Annotated in this window: 16 protein-coding genes; all 16 read left to right on the top strand. The window is 28.7% G+C overall.

Annotation, left to right across the window (positions count from 1 at the left end; translation table 11 throughout):
- Window positions 1–621 precede the first annotated feature (621 nt).
- Window positions 622–1,431 carry a hypothetical protein gene (locus HPY57_00005; GenBank protein ID NPV10162.1) on the top strand — a complete coding sequence of 270 codons (810 nt, stop codon included), beginning with the start codon at window positions 622–624 and terminating at the stop codon, window positions 1,429–1,431.
- The gene (locus HPY57_00010; GenBank protein NPV10163.1) at window positions 1,421–1,816 is read left to right on the top strand and encodes a hypothetical protein; all 396 of its coding nucleotides are present in this window, start codon (window positions 1,421–1,423) and stop codon (window positions 1,814–1,816) included. The genes HPY57_00005 and HPY57_00010 overlap by 11 nt, the downstream gene beginning before the upstream one ends.
- Before the next feature lie 4 nt (window positions 1,817–1,820).
- Window positions 1,821–2,570 (top strand): ImmA/IrrE family metallo-endopeptidase, encoded by a 750-nt coding sequence (locus HPY57_00015; protein ID NPV10164.1) that lies wholly within the window; start codon window positions 1,821–1,823, stop codon window positions 2,568–2,570.
- Between the two features lie 1,425 nt (window positions 2,571–3,995).
- The gene (locus HPY57_00020; GenBank protein ID NPV10165.1) at window positions 3,996–4,247 is read left to right on the top strand and encodes an NAD-dependent epimerase/dehydratase family protein; all 252 of its coding nucleotides are present in this window, start codon (window positions 3,996–3,998) and stop codon (window positions 4,245–4,247) included.
- 199 nt (window positions 4,248–4,446) lie between these two features.
- A complete protein-coding gene (rfbF, locus tag HPY57_00025; GenBank protein ID NPV10166.1) occupies window positions 4,447–5,229 on the top strand; it encodes a glucose-1-phosphate cytidylyltransferase in 783 nt (260 codons plus the stop codon).
- 6 nt (window positions 5,230–5,235) lie between these two features.
- Window positions 5,236–6,306 (top strand): CDP-glucose 4,6-dehydratase, encoded by a 1,071-nt coding sequence (rfbG, locus tag HPY57_00030; protein ID NPV10167.1) that lies wholly within the window; start codon window positions 5,236–5,238, stop codon window positions 6,304–6,306.
- Window positions 6,282–6,842 (top strand): dTDP-4-dehydrorhamnose 3,5-epimerase, encoded by a 561-nt coding sequence (gene rfbC, locus HPY57_00035; protein NPV10168.1) that lies wholly within the window; start codon window positions 6,282–6,284, stop codon window positions 6,840–6,842. Before rfbG ends, rfbC begins: the two co-directional genes overlap by 25 nt.
- Complete coding sequence (locus HPY57_00040) at window positions 6,839–7,981, top strand: DegT/DnrJ/EryC1/StrS family aminotransferase (protein ID NPV10169.1); 1,143 nt, start codon at window positions 6,839–6,841, stop codon at window positions 7,979–7,981. The genes rfbC and HPY57_00040 overlap by 4 nt, the downstream gene beginning before the upstream one ends.
- A 13-nt stretch (window positions 7,982–7,994) precedes the next feature.
- Complete coding sequence (locus HPY57_00045; GenBank protein ID NPV10170.1) at window positions 7,995–8,828, top strand: class I SAM-dependent methyltransferase; 834 nt, start codon at window positions 7,995–7,997, stop codon at window positions 8,826–8,828.
- Between the two features lie 439 nt (window positions 8,829–9,267).
- A complete protein-coding gene (locus HPY57_00050) occupies window positions 9,268–10,206 on the top strand; it encodes a glycosyltransferase family 2 protein (protein NPV10171.1) in 939 nt (312 codons plus the stop codon).
- A gap of 2 nt (window positions 10,207–10,208) precedes the next feature.
- On the top strand, window positions 10,209–11,555 hold the full coding sequence (locus HPY57_00055; GenBank protein NPV10172.1) for a hypothetical protein: 1,347 nt from the start codon (window positions 10,209–10,211) through the stop codon (window positions 11,553–11,555).
- A 41-nt stretch (window positions 11,556–11,596) separates the two neighbouring features.
- Complete coding sequence (locus tag HPY57_00060; protein NPV10173.1) at window positions 11,597–12,610, top strand: GNAT family N-acetyltransferase; 1,014 nt, start codon at window positions 11,597–11,599, stop codon at window positions 12,608–12,610.
- A 129-nt stretch (window positions 12,611–12,739) separates the two neighbouring features.
- Window positions 12,740–13,315 carry a hypothetical protein gene (locus HPY57_00065; GenBank protein NPV10174.1) on the top strand — a complete coding sequence of 192 codons (576 nt, stop codon included), beginning with the start codon at window positions 12,740–12,742 and terminating at the stop codon, window positions 13,313–13,315.
- Window positions 13,312–14,805 carry a flippase gene (locus tag HPY57_00070; GenBank protein NPV10175.1) on the top strand — a complete coding sequence of 498 codons (1,494 nt, stop codon included), beginning with the start codon at window positions 13,312–13,314 and terminating at the stop codon, window positions 14,803–14,805. Before HPY57_00065 ends, HPY57_00070 begins: the two co-directional genes overlap by 4 nt.
- A gap of 344 nt (window positions 14,806–15,149) precedes the next feature.
- On the top strand, window positions 15,150–16,292 hold the full coding sequence (gene wecB, locus HPY57_00075; GenBank protein NPV10176.1) for a UDP-N-acetylglucosamine 2-epimerase (non-hydrolyzing): 1,143 nt from the start codon (window positions 15,150–15,152) through the stop codon (window positions 16,290–16,292).
- A gap of 64 nt (window positions 16,293–16,356) precedes the next feature.
- A complete protein-coding gene (locus HPY57_00080) occupies window positions 16,357–17,400 on the top strand; it encodes a glycosyltransferase (protein ID NPV10177.1) in 1,044 nt (347 codons plus the stop codon).
- The last annotated feature ends 3 nt before the right edge of the window (window positions 17,401–17,403 follow it).

The following is a 17,403-nucleotide window of genomic DNA, read 5'->3' on the forward strand; positions in this document are numbered from 1 at the left end:
CTAAAGAGATTAGCAAATTTTGAAACAGCCTCTTAAAGGTGTATTTTTTTCTCCTCATATTTTTAGAGTTTCAAATGTAATTTCTTCAACATTTTTGATCTGAAAAACTTACTTTTTGGACAGGCTCGACCTATAGAAATATTTTTTATTAAAAATCTGTGAGAATCTGTGTTCTATCTGTGTTTATCTGTGTTCTATTAAGAAAATTAAAATAATGGGACACGGATGGACACAGATTTAGACTGATTTGCATAGATTGTTAAAGAATAATCTGTGAAGATCTGTGCTTCATCTGCGTTAATCTGTGTTCTATTAAAAATTTAAGATGGAACACGGATGAACACAGATTTAGAGGGATTTGCACAGATTTTTTAGAAATTTATCTGTGAAGATCTGTGTTTCATCAGTGTTAATCTGTGTTCTATTAAGAAAATTAAAAATGGGACACGGATGAACACGGATTTAGACTGATTTGCACGGATGGAAGAATGGCAAAATTTTAAAAATTGGAGAATATAAATATAGGAGGGGATAGATAATAATCTATTCTCTTTAATTATATGGTTTATTTAATAGATACATAATTAATTAACTAAATAAGAATAAAATAGGAGAACTTATATGATTCAAACCCGAATTAAAAGAAAGAATATCAATAAAGTAGAACCCCAATATGCTACAAAAGAAGAAATAGCCCTGGAATTAGAAAAGACTTTTAATAAAGACTACATAAGAATTGTAGGAATAATTGACTCTTTAATCTATTTGCTTGTAGACGATCATTATATAAATAATCTTATGGCAACAGATATTATTTCTATTGCCGCCCACAAATTGTTAGATGATGAAATTCATGAATCTAAAAGAAGAAGGTGGGATAAAGCAAATTGCCCTGACTTTATAGCATTTTTTATAAATGTCTGCAAAAGTTTGGTCTGGAATGAGTACAAAAAATATTGCAGAATTAATGGTATTGATATAAAAAATAAAGATAAAGAAAAGATTAAAATGGAAAAAATTATTGATAAAGCCATGGAAGAAAATGAAAACAATCTGGATAATACTGAAAATGATGAGGACGAAGAGGTTTTAATTAATAAAAACAATAAAAGAAATATTCAATATGATTTTAATGATAGAAAAAATGCAGATTGGTCGTTGTATGACTCATTGGATAGATTGGAAATTTTATCAGAGGAAGAATATGAAAAAGAATACAAAAAACTGGAGAATAAACTAATAGATAGTTTTAAGGATGATCTAATTGCATTAGAAATCTTAAATATGATTTTGGATGGTGAATTAAGAGATCGAATTATTGCTCGTGAGCTTAATATTGACATTAAAATTGTTAGAAATACCAAGAAAAAAATTTCTCGAAAATGTATAAAATTAATTAACAAAAATGGAGAAATGAAATATGAAAGATAAACTTCTAAATTTTTTACTTTTCCTTCACAAAGAATTAGAGGGGGAAGAGGATAAGATAAAAGCAGATTTCCTAAAAAGAGGTATCAATCTTGAAGAAGAAAGACAAAAACTTCTTGATGAAATTAAAAAATACATAGCCCAATCGAAAAGGGATGACGCCTACAACTTTAAAACAGCATTTAATGAATTTATGAAATCCAGTTTCAATCTTATCAATGAAGATAAGTTAGATGAGATTGGTGAATTAGCCATTCAATTCAGAAGAAATAATAAAAAGATTTATTACGATTTGACTACCGAAGATAAGAAGAAATTAAAATTTATCGCTGACTATAGAAGGAAACAAAGAAGTGAAGAAAACAAGGAAAAAATTGATAACCCCTAAAGAGATGGCTGAGAAAATTTATGAAGACTTTGATTTTAAATTTCCAAAGGAAGTAGACTTAGAAATTATTGCAAACTCAGAGTGTATTTTAATAGAAACAATCGAGCTGACTGAAGGTGATGGATTAATAATATTTAATCAAGATGGAGGGATAATAAAAGTAAATAGCAAGATTATCGACAGAGGTTGGATTAGATTTACGATAGCTCACGAATTGGGACATTATTTTCATGCTAAATATAATAATAGTTTGAGTTCACAATATGAAATTAAAACAGTACGTAATAAAATGGATGACAGAGAAGGGGAATTATTTGCTAATGAATTTGCTGCGAATCTTCTGATGCCAGAAAATTTTTATTTAGACTTTATGAAATACAGAGAACCTACAATCGAAAATTTTAAGCTAGTTTCAGAAGAATTTTGTGTTTCCCTACCTGCGGCTGCTGTACGTTATACACAATTAGGTTCAGAGCCAATAGCAGTTATATTTAGTGAAGATGGTAAGATAAAGTGGAAGTTTGAGAGTGAGGAATTTCCATTCAAGTATATTAGATCCAACAGTAATGTACCCTACAAATCAGCCGCTAATAGTTTACTAAATTCATCGAAAGAATTTGAAACAAATGAAATTAAATGTAATGCTTGGTATTATGCAGATTCGAAAGCGAAAAAATCCAATGTGATTTTGAAAGAAGAGAGTATGAGAATTGATGGTAAATCAGCAATTTTGACAATTTTAAGGTTAGTGTGATTATAATAAATTTTTAGGGTATGGAATTAATTTTAGTAAAGAACAAAATTAGCTCGCAGATCTCGCAGATTTCGCTGATAAAATATCTGTGATAATCCGTGTCCTATTAAGAAAAAAATGGGACACGGATAAACACGGATTGGACGGATTTACACAGATTGTTAAAAAATAATCTGTGGAGATCTGTGTTCTATCTGCATTAATCTGTGTTCTATTAAGAAAATAAAAATGGGACACGGATGAACACGGATATGGACGTATTTACACAGATATTAATGATAATCTGCGAGGAGTGATGATTGGATTTATAGATCGCTCCTAATGGAGCTTTGGATTTTTTTTGTGTATGTGTTTTTCTACAAAGAGGACGCTTCTAAGGAAGCTAATAATTTATTACAATCGATTTTTTTTATAAATGGCACGCAGATCTCGCAGATTTCGCTGATAAATAATCTGTGATAATTTGTGTTTTTATCTGTGTTCTATTCAAAAAATTTATAATGGGACACGGATGAACACGGATTTATACGGATAAAAAATTTGGTAGGTCATATCTAATCCTGAATCTATCGAAGTATGAAATCTTGCGGTATATCGATTGTCGAATAATCCCGAGTGAATGCAACGACAAATCGTATTTTGTTGAAAAACCTTAGCTGACATGCCGAACTTGTTTCGGCAACTAATGTTTTAACAGAGAAGACCCTGAAACAAGTTCAGGGTGACCCCTGAAACAAGTTCAGCCCTGAAACGAGTTCAGGGTGACATTGAAGAGGGATGTATCGAGACAACCGATTGAGTTTTTCAAAGGGAATATAACACTGAGTCTGTCGAAATGAAAAGTTATGTGTTCTATTAAAAAGCCTCAATGGGACACGGATGAACACGGATTTGGATGGATTTGCGCAGATTAAAAAAAATAATCTGTGAAGATCTGTGTTTAATCTGTGTTTATCTGTGTTCTATTAAAAATTCAAGATGGGACACGGATGAGCACGTATTTGGACGGATTTACACGGATTAAAAAACTTATCTGAGTGAATCTGTGCTTTTATTTGTGTTTATCTGTGTTCTATTCAAAAATACAAATTGGGACACGGATGAACACGGATTTACACAGATTTAAATAAATTGAAAGCTTAATGAAAGTAATTACTTACATCTTTCTACTTGCTTTTTTTTGTTAGAACCAATATCATTAATTTTGATTAATGATTAAATGAATGAATTAAAATATAAGTCTTTTCGATTAGGTGGTTAGGGTTAGTGAAGAGATACGAATTATAAATTATGAATTGTTTTGGTACTGGGTTGCTCTGGGAGTGACAGGGCGGAGCTGTAAATAAATATGAGATTACATAATTAATTAAATGATTTTGAGTGGTTGATATAAATAAGAAAATCTATATTGCTGGATAAACTGGAATGGTGGGTTCGGCTGTGTTGAGGAAGTTGCAATCTGAAGGTTATAATAATTTTGTTTTAAGAACATCAAAAGAATTAGACCTTAGAAATCAGAGAGCAGTAAACGAATTTTTTGGAGCTAAAAAACCTGAAATTGTAATTATTACTGCTGCAAAAGTTGGTGGTATTTTAGCTAATAATACATACCGTGCTGAATTCATCTATGATAATTTGATGATAGAAGCAAATATAATCTATACTTCAGATAAGTAATAGTATTTTAAACAATTTTCAATTATGTATAGTATTAAAGAGAAGGTATCAAATCTAAATTCCATTCAATGTTATATAAAATTATTTTTAAAATGATTTTTTATAAAATTATTTTATGTTCATAAATTAAATCTATTAATTTAAACTTTTACTTGAATTAGGTCTACGAATTCTTTAGTAAATAGGAGTAGAATATAAAATGAAAGTAATAATATTATGTGGTGGGATGGGAACTCGATTAAGAGAAGAAACTGAATTTAAACCAAAACCAATGGTTGAAATAGGTGGGAAACCGATTTTATGGCATATAATGAAAATCTATGCCCATTATGGATTTAAAGAATTTATTTTAGCTCTTGGCTATAAAGGTGATTATATTAGAAACTATTTTCTAAATTATTATAAATATAATTCTGATTTTACGATTGATTTATCAAATAACGGAAATGTTATACTTCATAATAGTTCTATAAAAGATGATTGGAAGGTAACTTTAGTTGAAACTGGTGATGAAACTATGACAGGATATAGAGTGAAAATTGCCGGTAAGTATATAAACGAAGATAGGTTTATGCTCACATACGGAGATGCAGTTTCGGATATTGATATTAATAAATTAATTGAATTTCATGAAAAGACAGGAACAATAGGAACTGTAACCGGTGTGTTTCCTGCTTCAAGGTTCGGCGATCTTGTTACTGATGGTAATTTTGTGAAACAATTTAAACAACAACTTAAAGAAACAGAAAATAAAGAACCTATAAATGGTGGATTTTTTATATTTAAAAGAGAATTTCTCGACTTAATTCCAGATGATCCTAATGTCGATCTAGAGAAAGAACCAATTAATAAACTTGTTGAAATGAAACAGCTTTCTGTTTACAAGCATAAAGGTTTCTGGCAATGTATGGATACATACAGAGATTATTTATTACTAAATAAAATGTGGAAAGAAAATCCATTATGGAAAGTTTGGCAGTAATAGATTATGTTTAATTCTTATAAAGATAAAAAAGTTTTCATAACCGGTCATACAGGTTTTAAAGGTTCTTGGTTGACACTATGGTTATTAAAATTGGGAGCAATTGTGTCGGGATATGCTCTTGATCCCAAAACTAATAAAGATATTTTTGTATTATGTGAGTTAAATAAAAAAATTTATGATATTAGAGATGATATTAGAAATTATTTTTCGTTAAAAGAATATATTGATAAATTTGAGCCCGAAATCATTTTTCACTTAGCCGCACAACCACTAGTTTTAGAGAGTTATGATGAGCCAAAATATACATTTGAGACAAATACATTAGGAACATTAAATATTTTAGAAGCATTTCGTCAATCAAGGACTGCTAAAATATTAGTTGTAATTACTTCAGATAAAGTATACGAGAATAATGAATGGATTTGGGGTTATAGAGAAAATGATAAAATCGGAGGTGATGATCCTTATAGTGCTAGTAAATCTGCAGCCGAAATTATAGTAAATGCATATCAAAAATCGTTTTTTTATAAACAAAATAATAAATTGGTTGCAACTGTTCGGGCTGGAAATGTGATTGGGGGTGGTGATTGGTCAAAGAATAGAATTGTCCCAGATTGTATTAGAGCATTAGAAAACAAAGAAACTATCATTATTCGTAATCCAATGGCAACAAGACCATGGCAACATGTTCTGGAACCAATTGGAGGATACCTTTTATTAGCTGAAAAGTTAATGCAGGGAGAAACATTTTTACAAGGAGCTTGGAATTTTGGACCAAATTATAATAATAATAAAAATGTTGAATTACTTGTTAAAGAAATTATAAAACAATATGGGGAGGGTACATATAAAATTGAAAATGAAATTGATAAGCCAAAAGAAGCAAAATATCTTGCACTTGATATTACAAAAGCCATTAAAATACTAAATTGGGAACCGATATTTAATTTTGAAGAAACGATCAAACTTACGATCGATTGGTATAAAAAATATAAAAGTGAAAATGTTTTTGATTTGTCATTACTACAAATTGAAGAATATGAAAAAAGATGGAAATTAAAGAACTTGAATTAAAAGGTGTTTTTGAAATTAAATTAAAACCGCATGAAGATGAGCGGGGTTTTTTTATGAGGGTTTTTGATGAAAATATTTTTTATTCACATAAATTAAATTATAAATGGGTCCAGGAAAATCAAGCGAAATCGATACGAAGAGGAATAATTAGAGGATTGCATTTACAATTACCACCATTTTCGGAAACCAAATTAATCCGATGTATTAAAGGCACTATATTCGATGTTTTTGTAGATTTAAGAAGAGGGTCTAAAACGTTTGGCAAGTGGGGAAGCATAGAATTAAGTGAAGAAAATAGAAAAATGATCTTAATCCCTCGGGGTTTTGCACATGGTTATTGTACTTTGACGGATATTACAGAAGTTTTATATAAAGTTGATAATTATTATGCAAGAGAATACGAAGTAGGTATTTTATGGAATGATCCTGAATTGATGATTGAGTGGCCAGTAAATGAGCCAATTCTATCAGAAAAAGATAAATCTAATATCTCTTTAAAGGAATTTATTAATAAATATAATAGTATAGATGTATGAATATAAGATTATTTAAACCTTCTCTAACTGATTTGGAATTAGAGGCTGTGAGGGACGCTTTTAAGCGAGGCTGGATTGGCCTTGGCCCAAAAGTAAATGAATTTGAACAAAAATGGGCTGAACACCTTGGAGTTAATGTTGCTATTGGTTTGAATTCGGCAACCGCAGCACTACATTTAGCGCTTAGAGTTTTTGGATTTCAAAAAGGTAAAAAAGTGCTAGTACCTGCGATGACTTTTTCTGCTACTGCATCAGCTGTTTTATATAATGATTTAATCCCCGTTTTTGTTGACTCTGATCCGATAACTTTGGGAATAAGTTTAGAAGATCTGGATAAAAAATATGATAAGGATTGTGTTGCAGTTATTCCAGTACATTATGCAGGACATCCAGTTCCAATGGAGAAACTAGTACCCTGGGCAAGAGAAAGAAATCTGAAGATCATCGAAGATTGTGCTCATACAACTGGTAGTTTGTATAAAGGAAAAGCTTTAGGTACTTGGGGTGATATAGGATGTTTTAGTTTCGAAGAGAAAAAATGTATGACAACTGGTGATGGTGGAATGATTGTTTCAAATGATCCAGATTTACTTAAAGACGTAAAAGCCATGCGGTGGGTTGGAATTGATAAAGATAATTGGAAAACAGCTCAAGATTACACGGCTCTTAATAAAGATGCTTATCATTGGTTCTATGAATTAAGAATTCTTGGTTGGAAATATAATATGAATGATCTTGCTGCATCAATAGGTCTTGCTCAATTAAAAAGATTGCCAGAAATGAACAAAAGAAGAAGTGAAATAATTAAAAAATATTTAAATGGAATTAAAAACCTGAATTATATAAATCCTGCTTTACCATATGAACCTGATAAATATGTCTACCAGATGTTTATTATAAAAACCCAGAAAAAAGAGGACTTGATTATTTATTTGAAAACAAAAGGTATTGCAACTGGTTGTCATTATACCCCGCTTACTATGCAGCCATTATTTAAACCATATGCCAGTCCTTGTCCAGTTGCTGAAAGTGAGTACTATAAAATCATTACATTGCCTTTGCATGTGGATTTAAGAGAAGTAGAAATAGAATATGTCCTTAATGAATTAAAAAACTTTGATAGTTACACAATAATATAAATATAGCACTTTTATGTCTATTAAATTACTTTTAAAAAAAATAAAATCGTTTACAATAAAAAATGGTGGTTTTTTAAACTCAATAGATATTATTTATCTTACTTTGCTACAGAAAATTCTTCCACTAAATTTATTTCAATTTTTATACTCATTTGATAGTTATCATAGAGCTTACGTGATAAGGAAAATCTTGAAAGAATTGGAAGGAAATTATCGGATGAGCATTCTAGATGTTGGTGGAGGATGGGGAAATTTGGAAAGAAGCTTGAAACGAAGTGATATTGCTATTTATGACCCGAATGAACAATTTTTAGAAATCGCAAGAAAATTTTCTGAAACTGTTATAAAAGGTTATGGAGAGAACATTAATATTGAAAGTAATTCATATGATATAGTGATATCTGTTCACACACTAGAACATATTCCGAAATCAAATAGATTAAATTTTATTAGTGAAATGACTAGAGTTTCAAAAAATTATATCATTTTATTTAATCCTTTTGGTAGTCATGCTGAGAAATTATGTATAGATTTAATTAGATATTGTGATAAAAAGAGTATAAAAGTTTCTGATTTTACATTAGAACATATTAAATATGGACTCCCAAAAGTTGACGAAATACTAAATATTGTAAATAGTATCAAAGGTCTTGAAATTGTCAACTTAAAAGAAACTCAAAATTATTATATGGATAGATTACTATCATATTTAAATTATATTAAAATACCATTTATTAAAGCTTTTCTCATTCCGATCATTTCCTTATTAGCATTTTTATTTAAAGATTTAAAACCAAGCACTTGTTTAATATTAGTTTGCAAAAAAATGAATAATTTAAATACTTAAGAGATATTTAAAATTTAATAAAATAGAAGAATTTTTAATATTTACTTTTTCTTTACCAGCTCATTGGCCATATGTAAATAAAATTATCAGTAAATATTTTAATATCGAATTTTATTTTTTAACCTTAAATGAGGATGTGTTAAATACTTAAATAAGGTTGTAATTGTTGATAATGGTTCGACAGATGAAACAATTAGTACATTTATTTTAAAAATTCTGATAGCAAAGTCTTAGGTGTGTATAAAAACTTAAAGTTAAAAGATGATTTTAGTCTGGTTTAGATTATGTATTTAATAAAAAATGAAAATTTTTTAATATTAATCAATATTAGATAAAAGTAAATAGAAGCGTGAAAAGTGATGAATTAGTTTAGAACATATTAAACCTGTATGGAGAATGAGAAATAGTAATAGTAATAAAACATTATAGAAATTAATTTATGATAAAAAAACCATTTGTAGTCGTATCTGTTTTAAATTTTAATGGGAAAGAAATTTTAAGAGATTGTCTTTCTTCGATGTTGGCGCTAGAATACCCAAATTTTAAGGTAATTATGGTAGATAATGGTTCTACGGACAATTCAAAAGAATTTGTCGAAAAAGAATTTCCAAGTGTCATAGTTATAAGGACAGAAAAGAATTTGGGATATTCAGGAGGAATGAATTTAGGTTTAAAATATGCATTTGATGAATGCAATGCTGATTATTGCTTGTATGTAAATAATGATACCAAAATTGATAAATTTGCACTTAGCTATTTAATAGATGCAGCTGAATCTTTAAAAAATCAAAAAGCTGGGTTTTTAACTGGTAAAGTTTATTACATGGATAATCCAGGTATTCTCCAAACTGTTGGCATCTCTGCACATCCGTTTTTATGGTATAAAGGTTCCATAGGTGAAGGTGAAAAAGATCAAGGTCAATATGAAAAAATTGAAGAACGTATTTTTTTAGATGATATTTACATGCTGGTTAAAAGAGAAGTATATAAAGATGTTGGTGGATTTGATGAAGCTTTCTTCTGTCATTCGGAAGAAATCGATTGGCAAGCTAGGGCTAAGTCAAAAGGATGGAAATTTTATTATGTTCCAGGTGCTAAGATATGGCATAAACATAGCTATACTATTGGGCCGAGCAGTCCGAGGTCAGTATATTTTGCCATTAGGAGCAGAATATTAGCAATTTATAGGAACAAAGGATTTCTATTTTTCATTAGATTTTTAATATATCTTTTTTATTATGCTTGTAGAAATGCATTCGGCCAGATAAGAAAGAAAAGATATAAACCCGCCTTAGCAATTATAATTGGTTATTTTTCGGGGCTATTATGGTTAGTACACAAGAAAAAAGGTGAAGACGTCCCCAAATTTTTAAGATAAAAGTGAATCAAACATTAATATTTTTTTTAGCTTTTGTATTATTAATTCTTTCTATAAAAAAACCTTTTATAGGGATATTTATAATTTTTTTATTATCAACCCGCTTTTTCTACCTTATTGAGATGAATGAATTGCCAACGTTAAAGTTTAGTGGTTTGGGGGATTTTCAATTGTATGATTTATTCCTTGGAATATTAGTATTTATAAGTTTGATCAAAATATATAAAAGAAGGGAAATAATAATATTTAAAAATATTTTTATATGGTTATTTGTTTTAGTAATTATTAACTTCATTTTTTCGATGTTTAGTGCGAATTTTGAATTAAGAGGTGCCTTGAATTCTGTTAGAAAACTCTTTTCTTATTCATTTTATTTTGTAATAATTGCTAACATACGAGACAATAATGATATTACCAAATTAGTGAAAGTTATTTACACGGTATTGATAATAGCATTAGCAATTCAATTTTATGAAGTAATTTCAGGGTCAAGATTAGTCCTTGTTGAGAGATTAGAGCTTCGACCCTATTGGGATGTTGCCCCAGAAATAACTTTAGCTTCGGGAGAGCAAGTATTATATATCTGGAACAGAGCAGCTGTGTTAACATATTTAGGTCTCTTTATTGCATTTGGATATTTATTGACTCACACAAAAACAACTAACTTCTTGAAGAATACCAATAAAATAATATTTATCTTTGGATTAATTGCTTTTATCTTGGCACTAACAAGAAGTTGGTTGCTATATATATCTTTAGGCTTAAGTATTTCCCTATTATTGGCAAAAAAGCAGAAGATAAAATTTATTTTCCTTATATTAAGTTTTTTTATTTTTTCCCTAATTATTAACCAAATTATTATCAATTATACTTCTGGAAATATAAACATTATTCAGAATTTAATTGGTAGAGCAATTACAATTTTTGATGTATTTGGCGGATCAAATGATAGCTTTAATGTGAGATTAGCTGTTTATGCTGCTCAAATTGCTCTCTTTTTGCAAAGTCCATTTTTTGGTTATGGTTTTACTAAAATTGCTATAAATGAAATTAATGGTGATGTTGGCGTGGGCAATACGCTTTTGCAATTTGGTTTATTTGGGTTTTTGTGGGTTTTATTGATAATATGGAATATATATAGTAAACTCTTTTCTTTAAGGAAAAATGGAAATAATCTCAATTCACAAGCATTCTCAATAGGTTTACTGGGTGCATTTACTGGAATGATATTGGGTTATTTTTTTAATTGGGATTTTTTTGGCAGAATTGATGGGATTATACCTTTGGTCACAATTATGGGAATTACAGATAGATTATATTGTAGGGAAAAACAAACAGCATTAGAATAATTTAATTATTAAAATTTCAATATTTCATTCAAAAAATTCTCATGAATAAAAATAATGTTCAGATTTTTACATTAGAAGATATACCGAAAGAAGAAATAGATAAAATTAAAATTTTTATTTCTCGGTCATCTAATTCTTCAATATTCCATACAATTGAGTGGAATATGATTTTAAGTAAAGTTTTCGATTCAAAATGTCAATTAGGAATTATTATTAACGATAAGAAAGAAATCACGGCATTAATTTTATATCATGTTTTTAAAAAATTAAAAAACATTACAAATATATATTCGCCACCACAGATGTATGAAGTACCATATGGGGGGTTTCTTTTTAGAGATGAAAAAGTTAATTCATCAAGAGAATTAATAAATATTTTTTTTAAGCATTTTATCTCTAATTATAAAAATTGTGCCTGCTTCATTACTGGTACTCCCGGGTTTGTTTTGAATGATTTAAATTCTTCTTGTAAAGTTAGAAATCTTAAAACTCCAATTGTGGATTTACTACCTAAGGAAGATGAAATATTTGCTTCATTTAATTCTAAAAGAAGAAATATGATACGTAAGGCTGAAAAAAATAATATTGAGATTGTTTTTGGAGGTACTGAGCTTATCAATGAATATTATAAAATGATAACCTCACTTTATAAAAAATTAAATAAATCACCACTAACCATTGAATACTATTCTGAAATACTTAAAACTTTTTATCCGGTAGGAATGGCACGTGTGTTACTTTCAAAATACAAGGGTGAATTTTTATCCGGAGGGATATTTCTTAAATATAAAAATACCGGTTATTATTGGCATGGCGCAAGCTTTGAAAATACACCAAATCTTGGACAAAACGAACTTATTCAATGGGAAGTAATGAAGCAGTTTAAAAGAGAAGGTTGCACTAAATATGATTTGGTTAGGGTTGAAGAAGAAAAACTCCCCAATATTGCACTATTTAAAATGGGATTTACGAAAAAAACTGAAGAATTTTATGATTTATACTTTACAACAGTGAAAAATAAAGTTATTAGAAAAATATATAGCATCTTTAATTAAAAACATCTACATATTTTAATATTGAGTACTGAACTAAAAATGAATTATAGTTTACTTTTACGTTTATTAGGATTTCATATTGGAAGAAAAACAAATGTATTTTCTTTTAAAATAAAACGTAAATCTAATATTGGTAATGGGGTTCTTATTTCAAAATTTGTAGAAATTGGTTTAAACTGTTTATTATATGATAATGTTAAGATAGGCAAGAATTCTATACTTTTAGAGAATGTAATACTGAATTTTAATGTAACAGTTGGTCGAAATGTGATTTTAAGAAATATTGAGGTAGGTGAAAATAGTCAAATTGAATACGAGGTTCTCACTTTGGGGCTAGGTGATGGTAAAATTAAAATTGGAAAGGAAACTTATATTGGTGTTAGATGTATTTTAGATTATTCAGATAATATAACCATAGGCGATTATGTACATATTGCTGGACCATCAACAGGATTATGGACACATAGTAGTGCTCAACAGGTTTTATATGGAGACAGATTGAGTGATAAAACCCATAGGACTACAAGTCCAATTGTGATTGAAAACAATGTTTATATTGGTGGGAACTCTACAATTTATCCGGGTGTCAAGATTGGGCACCACTCAATAATAGCACCAAATAGTGCAGTTACGAAAGATGTTGAACCATATTCATTAGTAGGTGGAGTTCCTGCAAAACTAATCAAAAAGATAGAATTGAGATGAGCACCGCAAAAAGAGTTTTAAAAAACACAGGTTATCTAACAATAGGTCAAATATTTACACTTGGTTTTGGTATTGTATGGATGGCTCTTTTTTCGCGCTATGTTGGTCCCGAAGAACTTGGCAAATATGCTTTTGCGCAATCAACTATTGCAATAGTAGCTTTATTTGTGGAATTGGGACTTCAAAGTCTAGTAATAAGAAATGTTTCGCAGAATAAAGCCGCAGCTAATATATATTACAACAATACGATTTTTATCAAAGCATTTCTTTCTGTGTTTATCTATGGTATTTTTGTACCTACTATTATGCTCCTGGGATGGGATCGGGATACCTTACAAATTATGATTGCTGTAATTTTAACAACTACTCTTTACTCAATTAATCTTGCCGCGATAGCGATATTTTATGCTTTCGAAAAAATGAAATATGATGCCATTGGGCAAATTATAAATTCATTACTTACTTTATTGGGGGTTTTGATTGGTATAAAACTAAAATTGAATTTGGTGGGAATTATTTATCTAATTGCTTTTGCTTCAACAGTTCGCCTTTTAGTTAATATATGGCAATTACATAAGATTGCAGAATTTAATATTTCAATAAATCCTAGGTTAATTAAATATAATTTTATTAAAAAAACAATAACAGAATCTTTACCATTTGCAGTATTGACATTAATTGGAGTGTTATATAATAATATCATTATTATCTTTCTTCGACGGTATACAAATGATCATGAAGTTGGCATTTTTTCAGCAGCACAAAAAATGAATGGATTTTTATTTATTGTCCCTCAGATGTTTATGAATGCAATATTTCCCACATTATCATCTATTTATAAAGAATCCAAGGAAAGGATGACAGAGATATATAGGTTAGCCTATAAAACCATTTTAGTTTTATCTTTTCCCTTTGCTACTTTTATTATTTGTTTTTCTAAACAGATAATAATGGTTGTTTATGGTATTAAATATTTTGATAGTATTCTACCATTCCAGTTATTAGCATTAATAATTTTTAACAGTGTTGGGTATGTTAATGGTGCTGCTCTGAATGCAATAGGTGAGGAAAAATATTTTACAAAAATGTTTGGTTTTACAGTAATTCTAACATTAATACTTTCCATTTTATTCATACCCAAATATGGAGTGGTTGCAGCAAGTCTAATATTAGTATTTGGAGCCTTTTTGGGTTTTGTTATTTATTCTAGAAGGTTATTTGTCCTTTTGGGAATAAAATATCCCAAAAAGACTCTTTTAAAAGTATCTTTAATAAGTTTATTGTTAGGTTTTACCATTTATGTAGAAAAAATTATTATTGAATACGTTCTTATTGAATTTTTAATTTCTTTATTCGTTTTTTCTATATTATTTTTTTTAATAAAACCCTTTGAAACTGAAGACATTAAACTCTTTGAAAAATTTATTCCTACTAAATATGCTAGGCTGAAAAAATACATATTAAAATCTTACATTAAAAAAGTTGCTTAAAATTTAACTTTTAAAAAAATAATACTCGAAAAAATTAAAATAATATAAATATTAAAAATGATTTCTGGTTAAAGAAAGAGAAAATATATTGAATGAAATTTTAATTGGAATTGGTTCATTAATAGCATTTAATTTTATATTAACAATTAACAAAAAGTGTGGAAGCATATATTATTTATAGAGGTAATTCAGCAAAATTAATTAAATGAATAAGCACCAACGATATAATAGATAAAATTAGTAGAGATATTAGGGTTGATGTGGGATATATTATAAATAAAAGCAAACCTAAATGTTCTTTTTTGTATGAAAAATGATGATTTTCTTTCAAAATTTGGGAAAAAATGAAAAGAAAAAAAATATTTGTGGTATTTGGTACAAGACCTGAAGCTATAAAACTAGCTCCAGTAATATTGGAGTTTAAAAAAAATAAAAAATTTCTTACAAAAGTTTGTGTAACTGCTCAACATAGAGAGATGCTGGATCAGGTATTAAAACTATTTTCTATAAAGCCTGATTACGACTTGAATATTATGACCAAGAACCAGAGTTTGGATATTTTAACAGCAAAAATAATTACGAAATTAACTGATATATTTCTAAAAGATAGACCTGATTTGGTTGTTGTTCAAGGCGATACAACTACAACATTCACCGCGGCTTTAGCAGCATATTATTTAAAAATTGACGTTGCACATGTAGAAGCTGGATTGAGAAGTGGTGATAGGTTCAATCCTTTTCCTGAAGAGATTAATAGAATTCTTACGAGTGCAATTGCAAGATTTCATTTTGCCCCCACAAAACTCGCTAAAAGCAATTTGATAAGAATGGGTATTAAGGAGAATTCTATAATTGTTTCCGGGAATACGGTCATAGATTCTTTGTTGCAAGTTGTTGAAAAACTAAGTTACAATAAAAAAGATTTAAAATGGTATAGATATTTTCTAGAAAATTATAAATTGGATTTAAAGAATGGTAAAAAGAACATTTTAGTTACTGGTCATAGGAGGGAAAGTTTTGGTGAAGGTTTTAAGAATATATGTAAAGGAATTAAAAAGATTGCTGATAAATATGATGATATCCAAATTATTTATCCAGTGCATCTTAATCCAAATGTGCAAAAACCAGTTAAAGAGTATCTTTCAAAGAATACAAATATATATCTTCTTCCTCCTATGGAATATGAACCTTTTGTATATCTTCTAAGTAAAAGTTATTTAGTTTTAACTGACTCAGGGGGTGTACAAGAAGAAGCTCCTTCTCTTGGTATTCCAGTTTTAGTTATGCGTAAAACAACAGAAAGGATAGAAGGAATATATTCAGGTAATTGCAAATTAGTTGGGACTGATGCAAATAAGATTTTTTTTGAAACAAATAAAGTGCTTTCTTCAAAAAAAATATACTATAAAATGTCTAAGGCTAATAATCCTTATGGTGATGGATTAGCTTCAAAACGGATAGTAGAGTTTTTTATTAATAATTATTGATATGACTGGAAAAGTTGCTTTTATTTTTATAGGTAAATTTAAGTATCAAGGTCGGATACACAAAATGATAAAAACGCTTGAAAAGACAGGAATTCAATCTGTTGTATATCTCGGCAACATTAATAACGAAGAAAAAGATCTAAAAAATTTTGATTTTGAAATTAACCAGAATGAAATACGTTATGATAAAGGGAAGCTTAATTCATTTATTGAACAGTTAAAATTTGGATGGAATATCTCAAAAAAGATAAGTCTCAGAAATGATATCCAATTTGTTCAGTGCTGCGGTTTAGCTACTATTATTGGAGGAATACTTATAAAGAGGAAAAATAAAAGTATTAAGCTTATTTTTGACAATACTGAATTATCTGTTGAAAGAGAAACTGGAATTAAGCACACTATCTGGAAAACAATTCAGAAATATGCTCTGAAGTATTGTGATCATATCATACTACCCGAATTCCATAGATTAAATTTTTTTAAGAATAAATATAATGTTGATGACCGAAAACTTGTAATGATTGGTAATTATCCTTATCTCATCGCGGTTAATAAACCAAAAGTGAATTATGATGATAAAAAAAATATAAAGGTAGTATATCTAGGTATAATCGGGAAAGGAAGAAGCCTCCCTGAACTTATCGCTGCTGCAAAAGACATAGAAAACTGTAGTTTTGATTTTATTGGTCCCGGTGAGGAAAAATATTTAAAAAAGCTTATTCAAATGATAAAAGGAATTTCTAATATAAAAATATTACCACCCGTTGAAAATTATAAAATTCCTGAGGTTCTAAAAAATTATGACATTGGAATAGCTTTCTATGAAAACACTAATTTAAATAATTACTTTTGCGCCCCAAATAAAATTTATGATTATTTGAATAATGGTCTTCCTGTAATTACAAATGATTATCCTGGTCTTGTAGATATTGTTGAAAAGAACAAAGTTGGAGTATGTTTAAGAGAAATTAGTAAATCAAGTTTATCAGAAGCAATAAAAGAAATTATTAACAACAACTATAAACTAAATATTACGGATGAATTAAAACGTCGTTATAGCTGGAATGAACAAGAATCGGTTTATCTTAATTTATTCGTACAAAGTTAAAGT

It is taken from the genome of Ignavibacteria bacterium, assembly GCA_013177855.1.
Taxonomy (GTDB): Bacteria; Bacteroidota; Ignavibacteria; order Ch128b; family Ch128b; genus Ch128b.